Annotated in this window: 14 protein-coding genes; 12 read left to right on the top strand and 2 right to left on the bottom strand. The window is 71.7% G+C overall.

Going from position 1 to position 17,089, the window contains the following annotated elements:
• The first annotated feature begins 52 nt into the window (after window positions 1-52).
• Window positions 53-676 carry a hypothetical protein gene (locus SACE_RS29105; protein ID WP_009951502.1) on the top strand — a complete coding sequence of 208 codons (624 nt, stop codon included), beginning with the start codon at window positions 53-55 and terminating at the stop codon, window positions 674-676.
• A 58-nt stretch (window positions 677-734) separates the two neighbouring features.
• Here the strand turns inward: SACE_RS29105 and SACE_RS29100 are convergent, their stop codons facing one another.
• Both SACE_RS29100 and SACE_RS29095 read right to left on the bottom strand, forming a co-directional pair.
• The gene (locus SACE_RS29100) at window positions 735-2,237 is read right to left on the bottom strand and encodes a sodium:solute symporter (RefSeq protein ID WP_011874934.1); all 1,503 of its coding nucleotides are present in this window, start codon (window positions 2,235-2,237) and stop codon (window positions 735-737) included.
• A complete protein-coding gene (locus SACE_RS29095) occupies window positions 2,224-3,429 on the bottom strand; it encodes an anhydro-N-acetylmuramic acid kinase (RefSeq protein WP_037305008.1) in 1,206 nt (401 codons plus the stop codon). The genes SACE_RS29100 and SACE_RS29095 overlap by 14 nt, the downstream gene beginning before the upstream one ends.
• A 228-nt stretch (window positions 3,430-3,657) precedes the next feature.
• Here SACE_RS29095 and ftsY point away from each other — a divergent pair, with 228 nt between their 5' ends.
• The 11 genes from ftsY (at window position 3,658) to SACE_RS29040 (ending at window position 17,001) form a co-directional block, all read left to right on the top strand.
• Complete coding sequence (gene ftsY, locus SACE_RS29090; protein ID WP_011874932.1) at window positions 3,658-5,169, top strand: signal recognition particle-docking protein FtsY; 1,512 nt, start codon at window positions 3,658-3,660, stop codon at window positions 5,167-5,169.
• Between the two features lie 177 nt (window positions 5,170-5,346).
• Window positions 5,347-6,078 (top strand): D-Ala-D-Ala carboxypeptidase family metallohydrolase, encoded by a 732-nt coding sequence (locus tag SACE_RS29085; RefSeq protein ID WP_011874931.1) that lies wholly within the window; start codon window positions 5,347-5,349, stop codon window positions 6,076-6,078.
• Window positions 6,079-6,213: 135 nt separating this feature from the next.
• Window positions 6,214-6,936, top strand: coding sequence for a FadR/GntR family transcriptional regulator (locus tag SACE_RS29080; RefSeq protein WP_009943601.1), 723 nt, complete (start codon window positions 6,214-6,216; stop codon window positions 6,934-6,936).
• Window positions 6,933-8,150 (top strand): CynX/NimT family MFS transporter, encoded by a 1,218-nt coding sequence (locus SACE_RS29075; RefSeq protein WP_009943602.1) that lies wholly within the window; start codon window positions 6,933-6,935, stop codon window positions 8,148-8,150. The genes SACE_RS29080 and SACE_RS29075 overlap by 4 nt, the downstream gene beginning before the upstream one ends.
• A gap of 122 nt (window positions 8,151-8,272) precedes the next feature.
• Window positions 8,273-9,610, top strand: coding sequence for an ammonium transporter (locus SACE_RS29070; protein ID WP_011874929.1), 1,338 nt, complete (start codon window positions 8,273-8,275; stop codon window positions 9,608-9,610).
• Window positions 9,607-9,945 carry a P-II family nitrogen regulator gene (locus tag SACE_RS29065; RefSeq protein WP_009943606.1) on the top strand — a complete coding sequence of 113 codons (339 nt, stop codon included), beginning with the start codon at window positions 9,607-9,609 and terminating at the stop codon, window positions 9,943-9,945. The genes SACE_RS29070 and SACE_RS29065 overlap by 4 nt, the downstream gene beginning before the upstream one ends.
• Before the next feature lie 458 nt (window positions 9,946-10,403).
• The gene (locus SACE_RS29060) at window positions 10,404-11,261 is read left to right on the top strand and encodes a glycoside hydrolase family 6 protein (RefSeq protein WP_009943607.1); all 858 of its coding nucleotides are present in this window, start codon (window positions 10,404-10,406) and stop codon (window positions 11,259-11,261) included.
• A 323-nt stretch (window positions 11,262-11,584) separates the two neighbouring features.
• Window positions 11,585-12,166 (top strand): P-loop nucleotide/nucleoside kinase family protein, encoded by a 582-nt coding sequence (locus SACE_RS29055; protein ID WP_009943608.1) that lies wholly within the window; start codon window positions 11,585-11,587, stop codon window positions 12,164-12,166.
• A gap of 293 nt (window positions 12,167-12,459) precedes the next feature.
• Complete coding sequence (locus SACE_RS29050) at window positions 12,460-14,196, top strand: DEAD/DEAH box helicase (RefSeq protein ID WP_009943609.1); 1,737 nt, start codon at window positions 12,460-12,462, stop codon at window positions 14,194-14,196.
• A 181-nt stretch (window positions 14,197-14,377) separates the two neighbouring features.
• Window positions 14,378-15,934 (top strand): signal recognition particle protein, encoded by a 1,557-nt coding sequence (gene ffh / locus SACE_RS29045; RefSeq protein ID WP_009943610.1) that lies wholly within the window; start codon window positions 14,378-14,380, stop codon window positions 15,932-15,934.
• 2 nt (window positions 15,935-15,936) lie between these two features.
• Entirely contained in the window at window positions 15,937-17,001 is a 1,065-nt protein-coding gene (locus SACE_RS29040) for a metal-dependent hydrolase family protein (protein ID WP_029621423.1), read from the top strand.
• The last annotated feature ends 88 nt before the right edge of the window (window positions 17,002-17,089 follow it).

The following is a 17,089-nucleotide window of genomic DNA, read 5'->3' as shown; positions in this document are numbered from 1 at the left end:
ACTGAGGCATTAGTGTGTGCGCCGCGTTCGTGTTCATGCAGGAGGCCCCACCATGACCAACCCGTACGGCCCGCCGCCGGGCAACCAGCCTTATCCGCCGCCAGGACAGCCCTACCCGCAGCCCGGCCAGCCGGCGCCGCAGCCGGGCGGCTACGCGCCGCAGTCCGGTCCGCAGCCGATGCCGCCCGCGGCGCCGCAGCAGGGCGGCTACCCGCAGCAGCCCGGCATGCCGATGGGGCAGCAGCCGATGGGCAACCCGCCGATGGGGCAGCAGATGGCCCCGCCGCCGCCCGGCATGGGCCGGGTCGTGCTCGACTCGTCCTACTTCGTGCTGGCGTTCATCCTGGCGCTGTTCAAGCCGGGCATCACCATCAACGGCCAGCCCGGGCCGGTCGCGACCTGGGGCAAGACCGTCATCGACCTGCCGCCCGGCCAGTACCAGATCCAGGTGCACGTCAACTACCTGTGGAAGTTCGGCCACGCCGTCGCGGTCGTGCCGGTCAACGCGGGCCAGCAGGTCGACGTCTACTACAAGGCGCCCGCGATCGCCTTCGGCGAGGGCAACATCGGCCCGGTCCCGCAGGAGGTCCCCAACCTCGCGCTGACGCTGGCGATCGCCATCGGCGTCCCGGTGCTCATCCTGCTGCTGGGCTTCCTGCCGCTGCTGATGATGTGAGCCGCCGGGGCGCACCGGATCACGTGCGCCCCGGCCCGGTTCACGACCGCGCCGCCGGTCAGGCGGGCTCTTGCTCCACGACGGGTTCCGGCGGCGCGACCGGACGGCGGTGCCGCAGCGACAGCAGACCTCCGACGAGCAGCGTCACGACGACGCCGACCGGCGTGTACCAGGGGAAGGCCAGCGACGCCTGGCCGCCTTCCCCGTCGGGGAAGGTCACGCCCAGGATCACCACGCCCATCACCGCCACCGTGACCACGAACGCGATCACGCCGTCGGACTGGCGGGCCCGCTTCACCAGCAGCCCGAGGAAGAAGGCGCCCAGCAGCGCGCCGTAGGTGTAGCCGGTGACGCTCAGGCCGAGCTCGATCACCGGGTTCTCGGTGTCGGTGAACATCGAGGCGAACGCGAACAGCGCCACGCCCCAGATCAGCACCCAGACCTTGGCCTGCCGGAGCACGGCGGCGTCGTCGAGAACACGGGTGCTGAGCCGCTGGTAGATGTCGGTGACGGTGGAGGTCGCCAGCGAGTTCAGCGACGAGCTCATGGCGGCGGCGAGGATGCCCGCGATGAGCAGCCCGGCGATGCCGGGCGGCATCTCGGTGACGATGAAGGTCGGGAACAGGTCGTCGTTGGTGGCCATGCCCATGTCCTTGGGCGCCACCCCGTTGTAGAACGACCACAGCATGGTGCCGATCAGCAGGAACAGGCCGAACTGGAAGAACACCAGCACGCCGCTGCCGATCAGCGCGGTGCGGCTGGCGCGAAGCGTCCTGGTCGCCAGCAGCCGCTGCACGATGAGCTGGTCGGCGCCGTGCGAGGCCATCGACAGCATCGCGCCGCCGACCACCGCGGTGATGAAGGCGTAGGGCTCGGTCAGCACCGACCCGGAGAAGTCGAACAGCTGGAACTTGCCCTCGTCGAGCGCGGTCTCGAACCAGTCGCCGGGCAGCCGTCCGGCCAGCAGGTAGACCGCGACCAGCCCGCCCACGACGTAGAGGACCATCTGGAACGCGTCGACCCACACCACGGCCCGGGTGCCGCCCAGGTAGGTGTAGAGCACCGTGATGATCGTGATCACCAGGATGATCTGCCAGAACGCGACGTCGAAGCCCGCCGCCGAGAGCATCACCTTCACCGGGATCGCGGTGGCGAACAGCCGCACGCCGTCGGCCAGCAGCCGGGTCACCAGGAACGTCGCCGACGCGGTGCCCTGCACACCGGGACCGAACCGCTTGCCCAGGTAGGCGTAGGCGGTGACCAGCTCGCCCTCGTAGTAGCGGGGCAGCAGGACGAACGCCACCACGATCCGGCCCAGCAGGTAGCCGATCGCGATCTGCAGGAACGTGAAGGATCCGAGGTAGGCCACGGTGGGCGTGCTGATCACCGTCAGCGTGGAGGTCTCGGTCGCCACGATCGCGAAGCACACCGCCCACGAGGGCATGTTGCGGTCGCTGACGAAGAAGTCCTTGGAGGTTCGCTGCTTGCCCGCGAGCAGCACGCCGATGATCGGGACCAGGACCAGGTACCCGACGATGATGGTGACGTCAACGGGATGCACAGGGCCTCCACTCTTGCTGTGGGCGAAGGATTCGCAGGCGCCGTGGTCGAGTCGCGGCGGGTTCGGGGAGCGCGAGCGGGCCGCGGCCGGGCGTGATGCCGCCGAGCAGACGCGGGCCGTGTGCGCCGGTGGTGCCCGGCACGTTGCCCGGCAATCCGTGCATGGTGAGGAAACCGAGCAGCGCGGTCAAGTAGGCCTCCTTGCCGCCGGCGGGGAGCCCGAGCCGGTCGCTCGTGCACAGTGTGACGTCCCGCTCGGCGAGGTGGTTGCGCAACGCCGACATCAGAGCCGGGTTCGCGGTACCGCCGCCGGCCGCGACGACCCGCCGCGCGCCGTGGGCGTGGCAGGCGCGGGCGACGGTGACGGCGGTGAGCTCGGTCAGCGTCGCGAGCAGGTCGTCGTCGCCGACCCGCGCGAAGTCGTCGAGCACGCGGGCGAGGTAGGCGGCGTTGAAGTGCTCCTTGCCGGTGGACTTGGGTGCCGGCCGGGCGTAGTAGGGATCGTCCATCAGGGTCTTGAGCAGGTCGGGGCGCACCGACCCGGCGGCGGCCATCCGGCCGTCGGTGTCGTGGGCCTGGCGGCCGGCGGTGACCATGTCCGCGGCGGCGTCGATGAGCGCGTTGCCCGGCCCGGTGTCGTAGGACAGCGGCTCCGGACCTCCGACGACGGCGATGTTGGCGATGCCGCCGATGTTGAGCGCGATGCTCACGCCCGGCTCGTCGGCCAGCCACAGCGCGTCGAGCACCCCTGCCAGCGGGGCGCCGTGGCCGCCCGCGGCGACGTCGCGGGCGCGCAGGTCGGACACGACGGGCAGGCCGGTGCGTTCGGCGATCCAGGCGGGCTGGCCGAGCTGGAGCGTGCCGCGGGCCCGGCCGTCCTCGACCCAGTGGTAGAGGGTCTGGCCGAGGGAGGCGACCAGGTCGGCCTGGCCTTCGGCCAGGTCGGCGATACCGGCGTCGGCGGCCTCGGCGAAGCAGCGTCCGACCTCGGTGTCGAGGATGCAGACCTCCGCGGCGGTCGTGCTCGCGGGCGGCAGCGCGGCGAGCAGGCGGGCGCGCAGCTCGGCGGGGTAGGGCGACTCGGTGAAGCCGAGCGGGCGCAGCTCGACGGCGTCGCCGGAGAGCGCCAGCTCGCAGGCGGCCACGTCGATGCCGTCCATCGACGTGCCCGAGATGACCCCTACTACCCGCATCAGTGTGGTGTATGCCACCGGCGCGTGAGGCGCAAGCGCCACACGGAGATATTCCGTGAATTCCTCACCGCCGAGACGCGAATTCCGCTCGCGTACTGGTGGTCCGGCGGCGCTCTCGCAGTGGCCTCGGCGCTGCCCGGCTCACCGTTCAGGGCTCCGGCGGTGTCGCCCCCGATTCGCGTGCGGCCTCTCCGCCTGATCGCCTTGAACAGGTGCGAGGATGGTCGGGTGTCCACCTCGAACGTGATTCTGATCGTCGTCGCCGTACTGGTGGTGCTCGCGATCGCCGTGGTCGCCGGTGTCGTCCTCAGCCGCAGGCGTCGCATCAGCCTGAGCCAGAAGGAAGAGGCCGCCGAGGCCCCGGCGAAGGGCGGCGGGTACCGCACGGGTAGCGGTATCAGCCTGTCCAGCGGCGGTGGCGGCGGCACGGCCGCGCCGCCCGCGCACCCGGTGGAGGAGCGCACCGAGGTCGAAGGGCAGCCCGGCGTGGGCGACGACGCCGCGGTGCCCCGGGACACCGAGCGGCGCGGCATCGTCGACGTGCCGTTGCCCGACGGCCCGCCGGCCGCGGACTCCTCCACGGCGGTGGAAGTCCCGGAGCAGGGAACCGCACCCGCCGAGCCGGTCGCCCCGGCCGAGCCGCCGGCGGCCCCGCCCGAGCCGGCCGAGCCGGCGGAGCGCGCGGAGCCGTCCGCCCCGGCGGAGCCCGCCGCGCCCGCCGAACCTGCCGAGCCGGTCGCTCCCGCCGAGCCCGTCGTGCCGAAGCCCGCCGAGCCCACGGCCGAGGAGCTGGCCGAGGAGATCGAGCCGACCAGCGGGCGGCTGGAGCGCCTGCGCGGCAGGCTGTCGCGCTCCCGCTCGACGCTCGGCCAGGGCCTGCTCGGCCTGCTCGGCGCCGGTGACCTCGACGAGGAGTCCTGGGAGGAGATCGAGGACACCCTGCTGATGGCCGACCTGGGCGCGGCCACCACGACCGAGATCACCGACCGGCTGCGCTCGGAGCTCGCCTCCCGCGGTCTGCGCACGTCGGAGCAGGTCCGCGCGCTGCTGCGCGAGGTGCTCGTCGACGCGCTCGGCCCGGACATGCAGCGTTCGGTGCAGGCGCTGCCGCACGGCGACCCCGCCGACGGCGGCAAGCCCGCCGTGGTCCTGGTCGTCGGGGTGAACGGCACCGGGAAGACCACCACCACAGGCAAGCTCGCCCGCGTGCTGGTCGCAGACGGGCGCACCGTGCTGCTCGGTGCGGCCGACACCTTCCGCGCGGCGGCCGTGGAGCAGCTCGCGACGTGGGGCGAGCGCGTCGGTGCCGAGGTCGTGCGCGGCAACGAGGGCGCCGACCCGGCCAGCGTCGCCTTCGAGGCTGTCAGCCGGGGCTCGGACACCGCGGTCGACACCGTCCTGATCGACACCGCGGGCCGCCTGCACACCAAGACCGGCCTGATGGACGAGCTGGGCAAGGTCAAGCGCGTGGTGGAGAAGCGCGCGCAGGTCGACGAGGTGCTGCTGGTCCTCGACGCGACGACCGGCCAGAACGGCCTGACCCAGGCCCGGGTGTTCTCCGACGTCGTCGACGTCACCGGCATCGTGCTGACCAAGCTCGACGGCACCGCCAAGGGCGGCATCGTCTTCCAGGTCCAGCGCGAGCTCGGCGTCCCGGTCAAGCTCGTCGGCCTCGGCGAGGGCCCGGACGACCTGGCCCCCTTCGAGCCCGGAGCCTTCGTGGACGCCCTGCTGGGCTGACGCGACCTCGGCACACCGGCCCCCGCGCACCGACCGAGCGCGGGGGCCGGTTCCTTTTCGCCTGCCGCGAGCCGCCCGGTGCGAACATCCGGTGAGCATCACGCGACAAAGCTCCCCATTCCGGTGAATTTCGGACATGATCCCCGTGCCCTGATACCGATCAGGAAGGGGATGATCATGACCACAACGCCGGTGAGGCTGCTCGCCGTGCTGGCCATGGCGCTGCTGGTGTTCTCCGGTCTGTCGACTGCCACCGCCCCGGAGGCGGCCGCCTACGACTGGAGCCGCGAGCTGCGCGAGGGCCACAGCGGAGCCGACGTCAGGGAGCTCCAGATCAGGGTCGCCGGGTGGGCGGCCGACAGCGCGCAGAAGACCCACGTGGCGGTCGACGGCCAGTTCGGGCCGGGGACCAAGGCGGCGGTCGTGCGCTTCCAGAAGGCCTACGGCCTCGCGGGAAGCGGCGTGGTCGACAGCGCCACGCAGCAGAAGCTCAACGCGCTGGAGGACTCCGACGGCTCGACCGCGCACTTCGAGTTCGCCGAGTTCCACTCCAAGGACGGCGCCGGCTTCAACGGCGGCAACGTCGGCGCGGCCACCGTCAAGGAGAACGTGCGGCGGCTGATGTACAAGCTGGAGGCCATCCGCAAGAAGGCGGGCAACGCCCCGATCACCGTCAACTCGGGATTCCGCAGCAAGGCGCACAACCAGAGCGTCGGCGGCGCGCCAAACAGCCAGCACACCTACGGCATCGCCGCCGACATCGTGGTCAGCGGCAGGACGGTCAGCCAGACCATCGGCTACGCCCAGACCTCGGGTCTGTCGGGCATCATCCGCTACAGCAGCTTCACCCACGTCGACAGCCGCGTCGAGTACAGCTACGGCGCGAACTCCTGGTACTGGGCCGTGTGACCGCCCACCGGGTGACGTGATCGTGCGGGTCCAGGGCGCCGGTGCTCTGGACCCGACCGGAACCAACGCGACCAAGATTTGTCTGACGACTGATGTCTGACCTATGCTCCCGCCAGTCGTAGCGAGGTGAGGCAGATGCGGTCCGTGGGCAGGCGCTCGTCGGTGGACGAGGTGATCTCGCAGTTCAACGAGCAGCTGACCAGCGGCGAGTGGAAACCCGGTGAGCGCATCCCGACCGAGCAGGAGCTCGGCGCCGAGCTGGGCGTCAGCCGCGCCGTCGTGCGCGAGGCGGTCCGCGCGCTCGCGCACCTCGGGGTGCTGGAGAGCAGGCAGGGTGCCGGGACGTTCGTGGTGAGCGCCGCCGACCCGACGCCGATGCTGCGGCAGGTGCGGCTGGCCGAGGTACGCGACGTATTCGAGGTGCAGCTCGCCTACGACGTGCAGGCCGCGCGGCTGGCCGCGGTGCGCCGCGACGACGCCGACGTCCGGCGGCTGCGGGAGCTGCTGGAGCTCCGCGACCGCGCGGAGGAGCCGGACGAGTTCGGCGCCGCCGATGCCGACTTCCACTGCGCGGTCGTCGAGGCCGCGCGCAACCCGCTGTTGCTGGAGATGTACCGGTACCTGCTCGGGCGCCTCCAGGAAGGGCTGCAGACCCTGCGCTCGCACGGCGACCTGACCGAAGCGGGCCCGCACCCCCACCACGCACTGCTCGAAGCCATCGAGGCGCGTGACCCGGCTGCCGCCGCCGAAGCCGCGCGAGCGGTCATCCAGCCGAGCCTGACCTCGCTCGGCGGTGTGCTCGACGGCCCCCGGGTCACAAACCAGCAGAACAAGCACGTCCCGGAAGGAGACCGGTGAGCACCAAGTCCGCGACGCGCACGCCGAGGAGTGCGCGGAACGTGGCGACCCTGGCCCTGATCGTGCTGGTGGCGCTGGCGCTGCGGCCCCCGGTGACGGCGGTGGCGCCGCTGCTGGAGGCCATCCAGCGCGACCTGCACGTCTCCGCCGTCTTCGGTGGCGTGCTGACCACGCTGCCGGTGGTGTGCCTTGGCGTGTTCGCGTTCGTCGCGCCGAAGCTGCGGCAGCGCTTCTCCGACGAGCGCGTCGTGGTGGGCTGCCTCGTCGTGCTGGTGGTCGGAAACGCGATGCGCGCGGTCGGCTCGGCGGTGGCGCTGCTGGCGGGCACGGTGATCGCCGGCGCCGGGATCGCGGTCGCCAACGTCGCGCTGCCCGGGCTGATCAAGCGGGACTTCCCGCACAACCTCCCGGTCGTCACCGCCGCCTACACGGTGTGCCTGACGCTGGGCGGTGCGATGGCGGCAGGCACCGTGGTGCCGCTGGGGCAGGCGCTGGGTTCGCAGTGGCGGCTGCCGCTGGGTTCACTGGCCGTGCCGGTGGTGCTGGCGCTGGTGGTCAGCCTGTTCGCGCTGCGCCACACCTCCGGTGCCCGCGCGGCGGCGATCCGCCCGGCCGCGCTGCGGCGCAGCCCGCTGGCCTGGCAGGTCACCGCTTTCATGGGCCTGCAGTCGCTGATGGCCTACGTCGTCTTCGGCTGGTTGCCCACGGTCGTGCAGAGCCGCGGCCTGAGCCCGGAGACCGCCGGTCTGCTCCTGGGTGTGCAGGCCACCATCCAGGCCGTCGGGTCGATGGCGGTGCCGGTGCTGTGCCGCCGGCTGCGCGACCAGCGCCTGATCGCGGCCGGCGTCGCGGTGGTGACCGCCGTCGGCTTCACCGGGATCGTGCTGGCGCCCGCGCCCGGCGGGGTCTGGGCCTCCACGGTCGTGCTGGGGCTCTCGCAGGGCGCGGCCTTCGGCCTCGCGCTGACGCTGTTCGGATTCCGCTCGCCGGACAGCGACACCACCGCGGCGCTGTCGGGCATGGCCCAGGGTGCCGGATATCTCATCGCGGCGACCGGTCCGCTCGCCGTCGGGCTGCTGCACGAGTGGTCCGGGAACTGGATCGCGCCGCTGCTGTTCGTGCTCGCCGTCTGCGCAGCTCAGTTCGGTGCCGGATTGCTCGCCGGACGTCCGCTTCAGGTGGATTCGGTGATCCGCCGCGTAACACCCCGTTGACATGACCACGCGCCCGTAACAGCCGGACCCGGTCTTTTCACGCTCCGGAAACAGCGGGACGGTCCGCCGGAAACAGGCGTTCCCCATGCTCGCCGCCAACTCGGTCCGCACGGGGAGGCATTGTGAATTCAGGCGACACCGCATGGGTGCTCGTGAGCGCGGCGCTGGTGCTGCTCATGACACCGGGACTGGCGTTCTTCTACGGGGGCATGGTCCGCTCGCGCGGCGTGCTCAACATGCTGATGATGAGCCTCGGCAGCATCGGCGTCGTGGGCGTGCTCTGGGTGCTCTTCGGCTACTCGGCCGCATTCGGCACCGACATCGGCTCGCTCGGGCTGCTGGGCAACCCGGCGGAGTTCTTCGGGCTCGGACAGGTCCTCGGTGAGGACGCGATCTCGGGCACCATCCCGACGCTGGCGTTCGCCGGATTCCAGGCGATGTTCGCGATCCTGACGGTCGCGCTGATCTCCGGCGCCATCGCCGACCGCGCCCGCTTCGGCCCGTGGCTGCTGTTCGCCGGGCTGTGGGCGACGCTGGTGTACTTCCCGGTCGCGCACTGGGTCTTCGCGTTCGACACCAAGGACGAGGCGGGCAACGTGACCGCGGTCGGCGGCTGGATCGCCAACCGGCTCGCCGCCATCGACTTCGCCGGCGGCACCGCCGTGCACATCAACGCCGGTGCCGCGGCGCTGGCCCTGGTCCTGGTGCTCGGCAAGCGCAAGGGCTGGCCGAAGGAGCCCGGCAAGCCGCACAACCTGCCGTTCGTGGTGCTGGGCGCCGGGCTGCTGTGGTTCGGCTGGTTCGGCTTCAACTCCGGCTCCGCGCTGGCGGCCAACGGCACCGCCGCGGTGGTCCTGGTCAACACGCTGGTCGCGACCAGCGCCGCGATGCTCGGCTGGCTGCTGATCGAGCGGATCCGCGACGGCCACGCCACCACGCTGGGCGCCGCGTCGGGCATCGTCGCCGGTCTGGTGGCCATCACCCCGGCCTGCTCGTCGGTGACGCCGCTCGGTGCCATCGCGATCGGCGCGATCACCGGCGCGGTCTGCGCGCTGGCGGTCAGCCTGAAGTTCCGCTTCGGCTACGACGACTCGCTCGACGTCGTCGGCGTGCACCTGGTCGGCGGCCTGATGGGCACGCTGCTGGTCGGCCTGTTCGCCTCCGCCGCCGCTCCGGCGGGCGTTGCCGGGCTGTTCTACGGCGGCGGTTTCGACCAGTTGTGGCGCCAGGCGGTCGGAGCAGGCGCCGTGCTGGTTTACTCGTTCGTGCTCAGCCTGGTCATCGCGCTGGTGGTAAAGCTGGTGGTCGGATTCCGGCTGAGCGAGCAGGACGAGGTCGAGGGCATCGACGAGACCGAACACGCCGAGACCGCCTACCACTTCGGTGACGGGCGTCCGTCGTACCGCTCGCCGGTCCGGTCCGAAGAGGTGGAGCGCAGGCTGGAGGGCAGCAACGCATGAAGCTGGTGACCGCGATCGTCCAGCCTTCGAAGCTGGACGAGCTGAAGGAGGCCCTCGGGCGGCTCGGCGTGCTGGGCATGACCGTCAGCGAGGCCCAGGGCTACGGCAGGCAGAAGGGCCACAAGGAGGTCTACCGGGGTGCGGAGTACTCGGTGGACTTCATCGAGAAGCTGCGGGTGGAAGTCCTGGTCGAGGACTCCACCGTGGACAAGGTGGTCGACGGGATCGTGAGCGCCACCCGGACCGGCAAGGTCGGCGACGGCAAGGTCTGGGTGACGGCGGTGGAGTCGGTGGTGCGGGTGCGCACCGGGGAGACCGGCGTCGAGGCGCTCTGAGCGGAAGTCTTCGGACGTGCCTTGCGTGGCGGTTTCTCAGGCGCCCTCCGGCTCGGGGAGCTTTTCTGACGTATGCCCATACGCTGCGGAAAAGCCGTCCTCGCCACAGGACGCCTCAGAAACCGCAGCGGTGCCGGTGGCGAAGCTGGGCCAAGCGGCTTCGCCGCTTCGAAGATGAGCGGCAGGCTCTGAGCGGATGTCTTCGGTCTTCGCGAAACGTCGAGGACCGAAGAAGGGCACTGAGCCGCGAGCGGGTGCGGGCCCGGTGGTCCGCACCCGCTTTTTCGGCTCCTGTTGGCCGATTCCGGGCCTTCGGCCGGGTGTGAAGATCGGTTGATCTTCGCCGACCCGCGCCAAGGGAGTGCCATGCGGACGTTGCCCGCCTGCTCGCCGTCCCCGTCCTGCTGCTGGGCCTGAGCACCCCCGGTGCAGCCGCCCCGGCGGGCAACCCGCTGGACATGACCGACGGCTTCTACGCCGACCCTGCGTCCAACCCGGCGGAATGGGTGCGCGCCAACGCGGGAGATCCCCGCGCCACGGCCATCCGCACCGAGATCGCCGAGAAGCCCGGCGCCCGCTGGTTCGGCGACTGGAACCCCGACATCGCCGCCGACGTGAGCGGCTACGTCGGCGCCGCCGACGCGGCGGACGAGCTGCCGTCGCTGGTCGCCTACAACATCCCCGGACGTGACTGCGGCGGCCACTCCGGCGGCGGCGCGGGCAGCCAGGAGGCCTACCGCGCGTGGATCTCGGACTTCGCGGCCGCGATCGGTGACCGGCCTTCGGTGGTCGTCATCGAGCCCGACGCGCTCGCGCAGCTCGACTGCATGCCGGAGGACGAGCGTCCGGTCCGCCTGGACCTGCTCTCCCACGCCGCCGCGGAGTTCGCCGAGAAGGCGCCGAACACCTGGGCCTGCATGGACGGAGGCAACGCGACCTGGGTCGAGCCGCCGGTGCTGGCCGAGCGGCTCCGGGCGATCGGTGTCGAGCGGATCAGGGGCTTCGCGCTCAACGTGTCGAACTACTACACGACCGAGGAGTCGGTGGCCAAGGGCGACGCCATCCGGCAGGCGCTGGTCGGTTCGGCGCGGTTCCTGGTCGACTCCAGCCGCAACGGCAACGGCGCCGCGCCCGGCGGTGAATGGTGCAACCCGGCGGGGCGCGGGCTCGGCGTGCCGAGCCAGGTCGGCGGGGGAGCGGACCTGCTGGTGTGGGCCAAGGTCCCCGGCGACTCCGACGGCGACTGCGGCATCGGCCAGGGCGTTCCCGCGGGCACCTTCAGCCCGGATCCGGCCATGAGCCTGATCAACGGCTGAGCCCCGTCGCGGACAACCCCTAGGGGCATCTGGGTAGCACTACGCAGACGCACTCAGGGAGGTTCACGGTCCCTGGGGCACCGCTGGCGAAGGCAGACTTCTGGCCAGACGCGACGAGGGGGAAAGAGCCGGAGGGGGCCCCGCCCGCACTGGGGGTCGGGCGGGGAGCAGCCGGCGAAGTCCCGGGGGACGCGTCTAGGGGGAGGGGCGCCGAGGTGGCTCGTCGAGGGGGCGGGCCACCTCCGGCATTTCCGGCACCGGTACGTGGTGTGGAGCACTCGAGCCCCGAGCGAAGATCACCGAGCGCGTAACCTGATGGTGTCGTGGACAAAACGGACGAGCCCTCAGCCTCCAGGCCACCGCCGACGCTGCGCATCGATCGCCGCTCGCTCGTGGTCCTCGCCGGTCTGCCCGGCGCGGGCAAGAGCACTCTGCTGGCCCGGCTGGGCGGCGATCCGAGGTTCTCGACGCTGGACTCCGAGCAGGTCCGCGCGAAGCTGCGCCGCGTCCTGCCCGGCTGGCTCCCCTACCGCTGGTACCGGCCGCTGGTGCACCTCGCGCACCGCACCCGGATCGCGTGGTGGTGCCTGACCGACCCGAAGCCGGTCATCGCCCACGAGCCCTCCACCCGCACCACGACCCGCGCGATGCTGCTGCTGTTCGGCAGGCTCACCGGGCGGCGGTGCGTCCTGGTCTGGCTGCACGTCGACCCGGCCACCGCGCTGTCCGGCCAGTACGCGCGCGGCAGGCTGATCCGGCGCCGCTCATTCCGGCTGCACGTCAACCGGGCCGAGCGCTTCCACCGCAGGCTCCTGGACGAGGGGGCTCCCGCGGGCTGGGACGAGGCCGTGGTGTTCACCCGCGACGAGCTCACCGGGGGTGTGCGGGTCCGGGTCCGCGGGTGATGTTCGTCCCGTTGCCGCCACCGGGCTCGGCCCCGGTCACGCCGGGTCGCTACCCTGGACAGCCGGTGCACGGGGAAGATCCCCGGAGCACCAGGCTGAGATCATCGAGCTGCGAGTGACTGGCAACAGTGTGTGAGTGTCAGGTGTGCGCGGCTTGAATGCGCGAGCAGCGGTGCACCTGAGCCGCTGCAGGACCTGGCTGTTGCCGACGACGTGAGTGGGCGTTCGAGCGGGGGCCGCCATCGCACAGATCAGCCCCCTGACGATCCCCACCTAGGAGACCCGCGTCCAGCATGCCCAGCTTCGACGAGCTCGACCTCGACCCCCGCGTCCTGCAGGTGCTGTCCGAGATCGGCTACGAAACCCCCTCGCCGATCCAGGCGCAGACGATCCCGCCGCTGCTCGAAGGCCATGACGTGATGGGCCTCGCCCAGACCGGCACCGGCAAGACCGCCGCCTTCGCGCTCCCGATCCTCAGCAGGCTCGACCTCGACGCCAAGACACCGCAGGCGCTCGTGCTCGCCCCGACCCGCGAGCTGGCGATCCAGGTCGCCGAGGCGTTCCAGCGCTACGCCGCGCACCTGCCCGGCTTCCACGTGCTGCCGATCTACGGCGGCCAGAGCTACGGCCCGCAGCTGGCCGGGCTCAAGCGCGGCGCGCACGTCGTGGTCGGCACCCCCGGCCGCGTCATCGACCACCTCAACAAGGGCTCGCTCGACCTCACCGGGCTGAAGAACCTGGTGCTCGACGAGGCCGACGAGATGCTGCGGATGGGCTTCATCGAGGACGTCGAGACCATCCTGCAGTCGGTGCCCGAGCAGCGGCAGGTCGCGCTGTTCTCGGCGACCATGCCGCCGCAGATCCGCAAGATCAGCCAGTCCTACCTGAACGAGCCGGTGGAGATCTCGGTCAAGACCAAGACCACCACCGCCACCAACATCACCCAGCGCTACATCCCGGTGCGCGGCCCGGCCAAGCTCGACGCGCTGACCAGGATCCTCGAGGTCGAGACCTTCGACGCGATGATCGTGTTCGTGCGCACCAAGCAGCTCACCGAGGAGCTCGCCGAGAAGCTGCAGGCGCGCGGGTTCAGCGCCGCGGCGATCAACGGCGACATCCCGCAGGCCGCGCGCGAGCGCACCATCGGGCACCTGCGCGAGGGCCGCGTCGACATCCTGGTGGCCACCGACGTGGCCGCGCGCGGGCTCGACGTCGAGCGCATCTCGCACGTGCTCAACTACGACATCCCGCACGACAGCGAGTCCTACGTGCACCGCATCGGCCGCACCGGCCGGGCGGGCCGCAGCGGCGAGGCGATCCTGTTCGTCTCCCCGCGCGAGCGGCACATGCTGCGCTCCATCGAGAAGGCGACCCGCCAGTCCATCGGCCAGATGGAGCTGCCCAGCATCGAGGCGGTCAACGACCAGCGGCTGGCCAAGTTCGCCCAGGGCATCACCGACACCCTGGCCAAGGGCGACCTGGAGCTGTTCAAGGGCCTGGTCGAGGAGTACGAGCGCACCCACGACGTGCCCGCGGCCGAGATCGCCGCGGCGCTGGCAAGCATGGTGCAGGGCGACCAGCCGCTGCTGATGGAGCGCGAACCCGAGCCCGAGCCCAACCGGCGCGGGCGCGACGGCGGCGCCGCGAAGTTCCAGCCGACGAGCAGCGATACCGAGACCTACCGCGTCGAGGTCGGGCGCCGCAACCGCGTCACCCCCAGCGCGCTGGTCGGCGCCCTGGCCAACGAGGGCGGCCTGCCCAGCAAGCACATCGGCCACATCGACATCCGCGACGGGCACACCCTGATCGAGCTGCCCGCCGACCTGCCGGACGACATGCTGCGCAAGCTGCGCAAGACCCAGGTCGCCGGCCGCGGGCTGCGGATCAGCCTGGCCGACGGCGAGTTCGTCGCCCGCCGCCCGCACGGGCCGGGCCGCGACAAGCCGCGCCCGCACCGCAAGGGCCAGCGCTCGCCGGGCTCGTCCCGGGCCGTCGCGGGCAAGCGGCGCGGGGACTTCTCCCGCAGCTGAGCATCCGCCGGCGGTCCTGCGAAGGGCCGCCGGCGCCGTGCTGCTCCCAGCCGCCCGAGCCCCGTCCGGCCCGCGTGCGTGACGCCGCTTCGCGCGTCGAACGCCCGAGCACCGCCCGGAGGGTCTTGCCTGGCGGTTACCCTCGCATAGGAACATCCACGACTCTGGAGCCCGTGAACCCGTGTTCGACACTCTCTCCGACCGGCTCACATCGGTCCTGAAGAATCTGCGCGGCAAGGGGCGGCTGTCCGATGCCGACATCGACGCCACCGCGCGCGAGATCCGCATCGCCCTGCTCGAAGCCGACGTGGCGCTGCCGGTGGTCCGCAGCTTCATCGCGGGTGTCAAGGAGCGCGCGAAGAGCGCGGAGGTCTCGCAGGCCCTCAACCCGGCCCAGCAGGTCATCAAGATCGTCAACGAGGAGCTGGTCGGCATCCTCGGCGGCGAGACCCGCAGGCTGGAGTACGCCAAGACCCCGCCGACCGTGATCATGCTCGCCGGTCTCCAGGGCTCCGGCAAGACCACCCTCGCCGGGAAGCTGGCCCGCTGGCTGCAGGGCCAGGGCCACACCCCGATGCTGGTCGCCGCCGACCTCCAGCGCCCGAACGCGGTCAACCAGCTGCAGGTCGTCGGGGAGCGCGCCGGGGTCGCGGTGTTCGCTCCCGAGCCGGGCAACGGCGTCGGCGACCCGGTCGACGTCTCCCGGCGCAGCATCGACGAGGCGCGCCGCGCCCAGCACGACATCGTCATCGTCGACACCGCCGGCCGGCTGGGCATCGACCAGGAGATGATGCAGCAGGCCGCCGACATCCGGGACGCGGTCAAGCCCGACGAGACCCTGTTCGTCGTCGACGCGATGATCGGTCAGGACGCGGTGTCCACCGCCGAGGCGTTCCGCGACGGCGTCGGCTTCTCCGGCGTGGTGCTGACCAAGCTCGACGGCGACGCCCGCGGTGGTGCCGCGCTGTCGGTCCGCCAGGTCACCGGCCAGCCGATCATGTTCGCCTCCAACGGCGAGAAGCTGGAGGACTTCGACGTCTTCCACCCGGACCGGATGGCCAGCCGGATCCTGGGCATGGGCGACATGCTCACCCTCATCGAGCAGGCCGAGCAGGCGTTCGACGCCGAGCAGGCCGAGGCGGCCGCGCAGAAGCTCGGCGCGGGCCAGCTCACCCTCGAGGACTTCCTGGAGCAGATGCAGGCGGTGCGGCGGATGGGTCCGCTGCAGAACCTGCTGGGCATGCTGCCGGGCGCCGGGCAGATGAAGGACCAGCTCGCCAACTTCGACGAGAAGCACCTGGACCGGGTGCAGGCGATCATCCGCGGCATGACTCCGGCCGAGCGCGAGGACCCCAAGATCATCAACGCCTCGCGGCGGCAGCGCATCGCCCGTGGTTCGGGCGTGGCGATCAGCGAGATCAACGACCTGGTCAACCGGTTCTTCGAAGCCCGCAAGATGATGCAGCAGATGGCCGGGCAGTTCGGCGGCTTCGGCGGTGGCGGCAACCGCAAGGGCAAGAAGGGGAAGAAGGGCAAGAAGGGCAAGGGCCGCGGTCCGACCCCGCCCAAGGGGATGCGCGGGATGCCCGCCGGCTTCCCGGGCATGCCGCCCGGGGGCATGCCCGGTGCCGGCAGCGGCGGCAGCGGCGGCCCCGACCTGTCCCAGCTCGGTGGCGGCATGAACGACCTGCCGCCCGGGTTCGACCCCTCGAAGCTCAACTTCGGCAAGAAGAAGTGACGCTGCACCTGCGGGCCGTCGTGCTGCCCGACGGCGAGCACCGCGACGTCTGGATCACCGACGGGCTCATCAGCCTCGACCCGGTCCCGGACGCGACCACGGTGTTCGACGGCGGGTACGTGCTGCCCGGGCTGGTGGACGCGCACTGCCACGTCGGCATCGGCCCGAAGGGCCCGGTCGACCTCGCCGAGGCAGCCGTGCAGGCCGAGGCCGACCGCGACGCCGGAACCCTGCTCATCCGCGACTGCGGCGCGCCGATCGACACCCGGCCGCTGCAGGAGCGCGAGGACCTGCCGCGCATCATCCGCGCGGGCCGCCACATCGCCAGGCCCAAGCGCTACATCCCGTACCTGGCCGACCAGCTCGACCACGAGGAGCAGCTGCCCGCCGCGGTCGCCGAGCAGGCCGCCCGGGGCGACGGCTGGGTGAAGCTCGTCGGGGACTGGATCGACCGGTCGGTCGGCGACCTCGCGCCGCTGTGGAGCGCCGACGTGCTCGCCGAGGCGATCTCGGTCGCCCACCGACACGGCGCGCGGGTCACCGCGCACGTCTTCGGCGAGGACGCCCTGCCGGGGCTGCTGGCGGCGGGCATCGACTGCATCGAGCACGGCACCGGCCTCACCGACGAGACCATCGCGATGATGGCCGAGCGCGGCACCTCGCTGGTGCCGACGTTGGTCAACATCGAGAACTTCCCGTCGTTCGCCGCCGCGGCCACCAAGTACCCCGACTACACAGCCCACATGACCGAGCTGTACCGGCGCGGCGACCGCACGGTGGCCAAGGCGCTCGAGGCGGGCGTGCCGGTCTACGCGGGCACCGACGCGGGCGGCGGCATCGAGCACGGCGTGCTGGTCGACGAGATCATCGCGCTGAACCGCGTCGGCATGTCGCCCGAGCAGGCCATCGGCGCGGCGTCGTGGGCGGGGCGGGAGTGGCTCGGCTACTCCGGGCTGAGCCACGGCGCGGTGGCCGATCTGGTGTGTTACGACGAGGACCCCCGCAAGGACCTGAGCGCGCTACGCCACCCGAAGCGCATCGTCTTGCGCGGACGGGTGGTCGGCTGACCTCTCCCGGGCTTCCCGGCCCCGCCTCCACATGTGAATCTGCACAATGATCGGCTCGAATTCGCCCGGAACGGGTGAAACTCGGACA

Origin of the sequence: Saccharopolyspora erythraea NRRL 2338 (assembly GCF_000062885.1) — a bacterium.
In the GTDB taxonomy this organism is placed as follows: domain Bacteria; phylum Actinomycetota; class Actinomycetes; order Mycobacteriales; family Pseudonocardiaceae; genus Saccharopolyspora_D; species Saccharopolyspora_D erythraea.
Note: the sequence above shows the minus strand (reverse complement) of the source record. Positions and strands in the feature narration are given on the sequence as shown.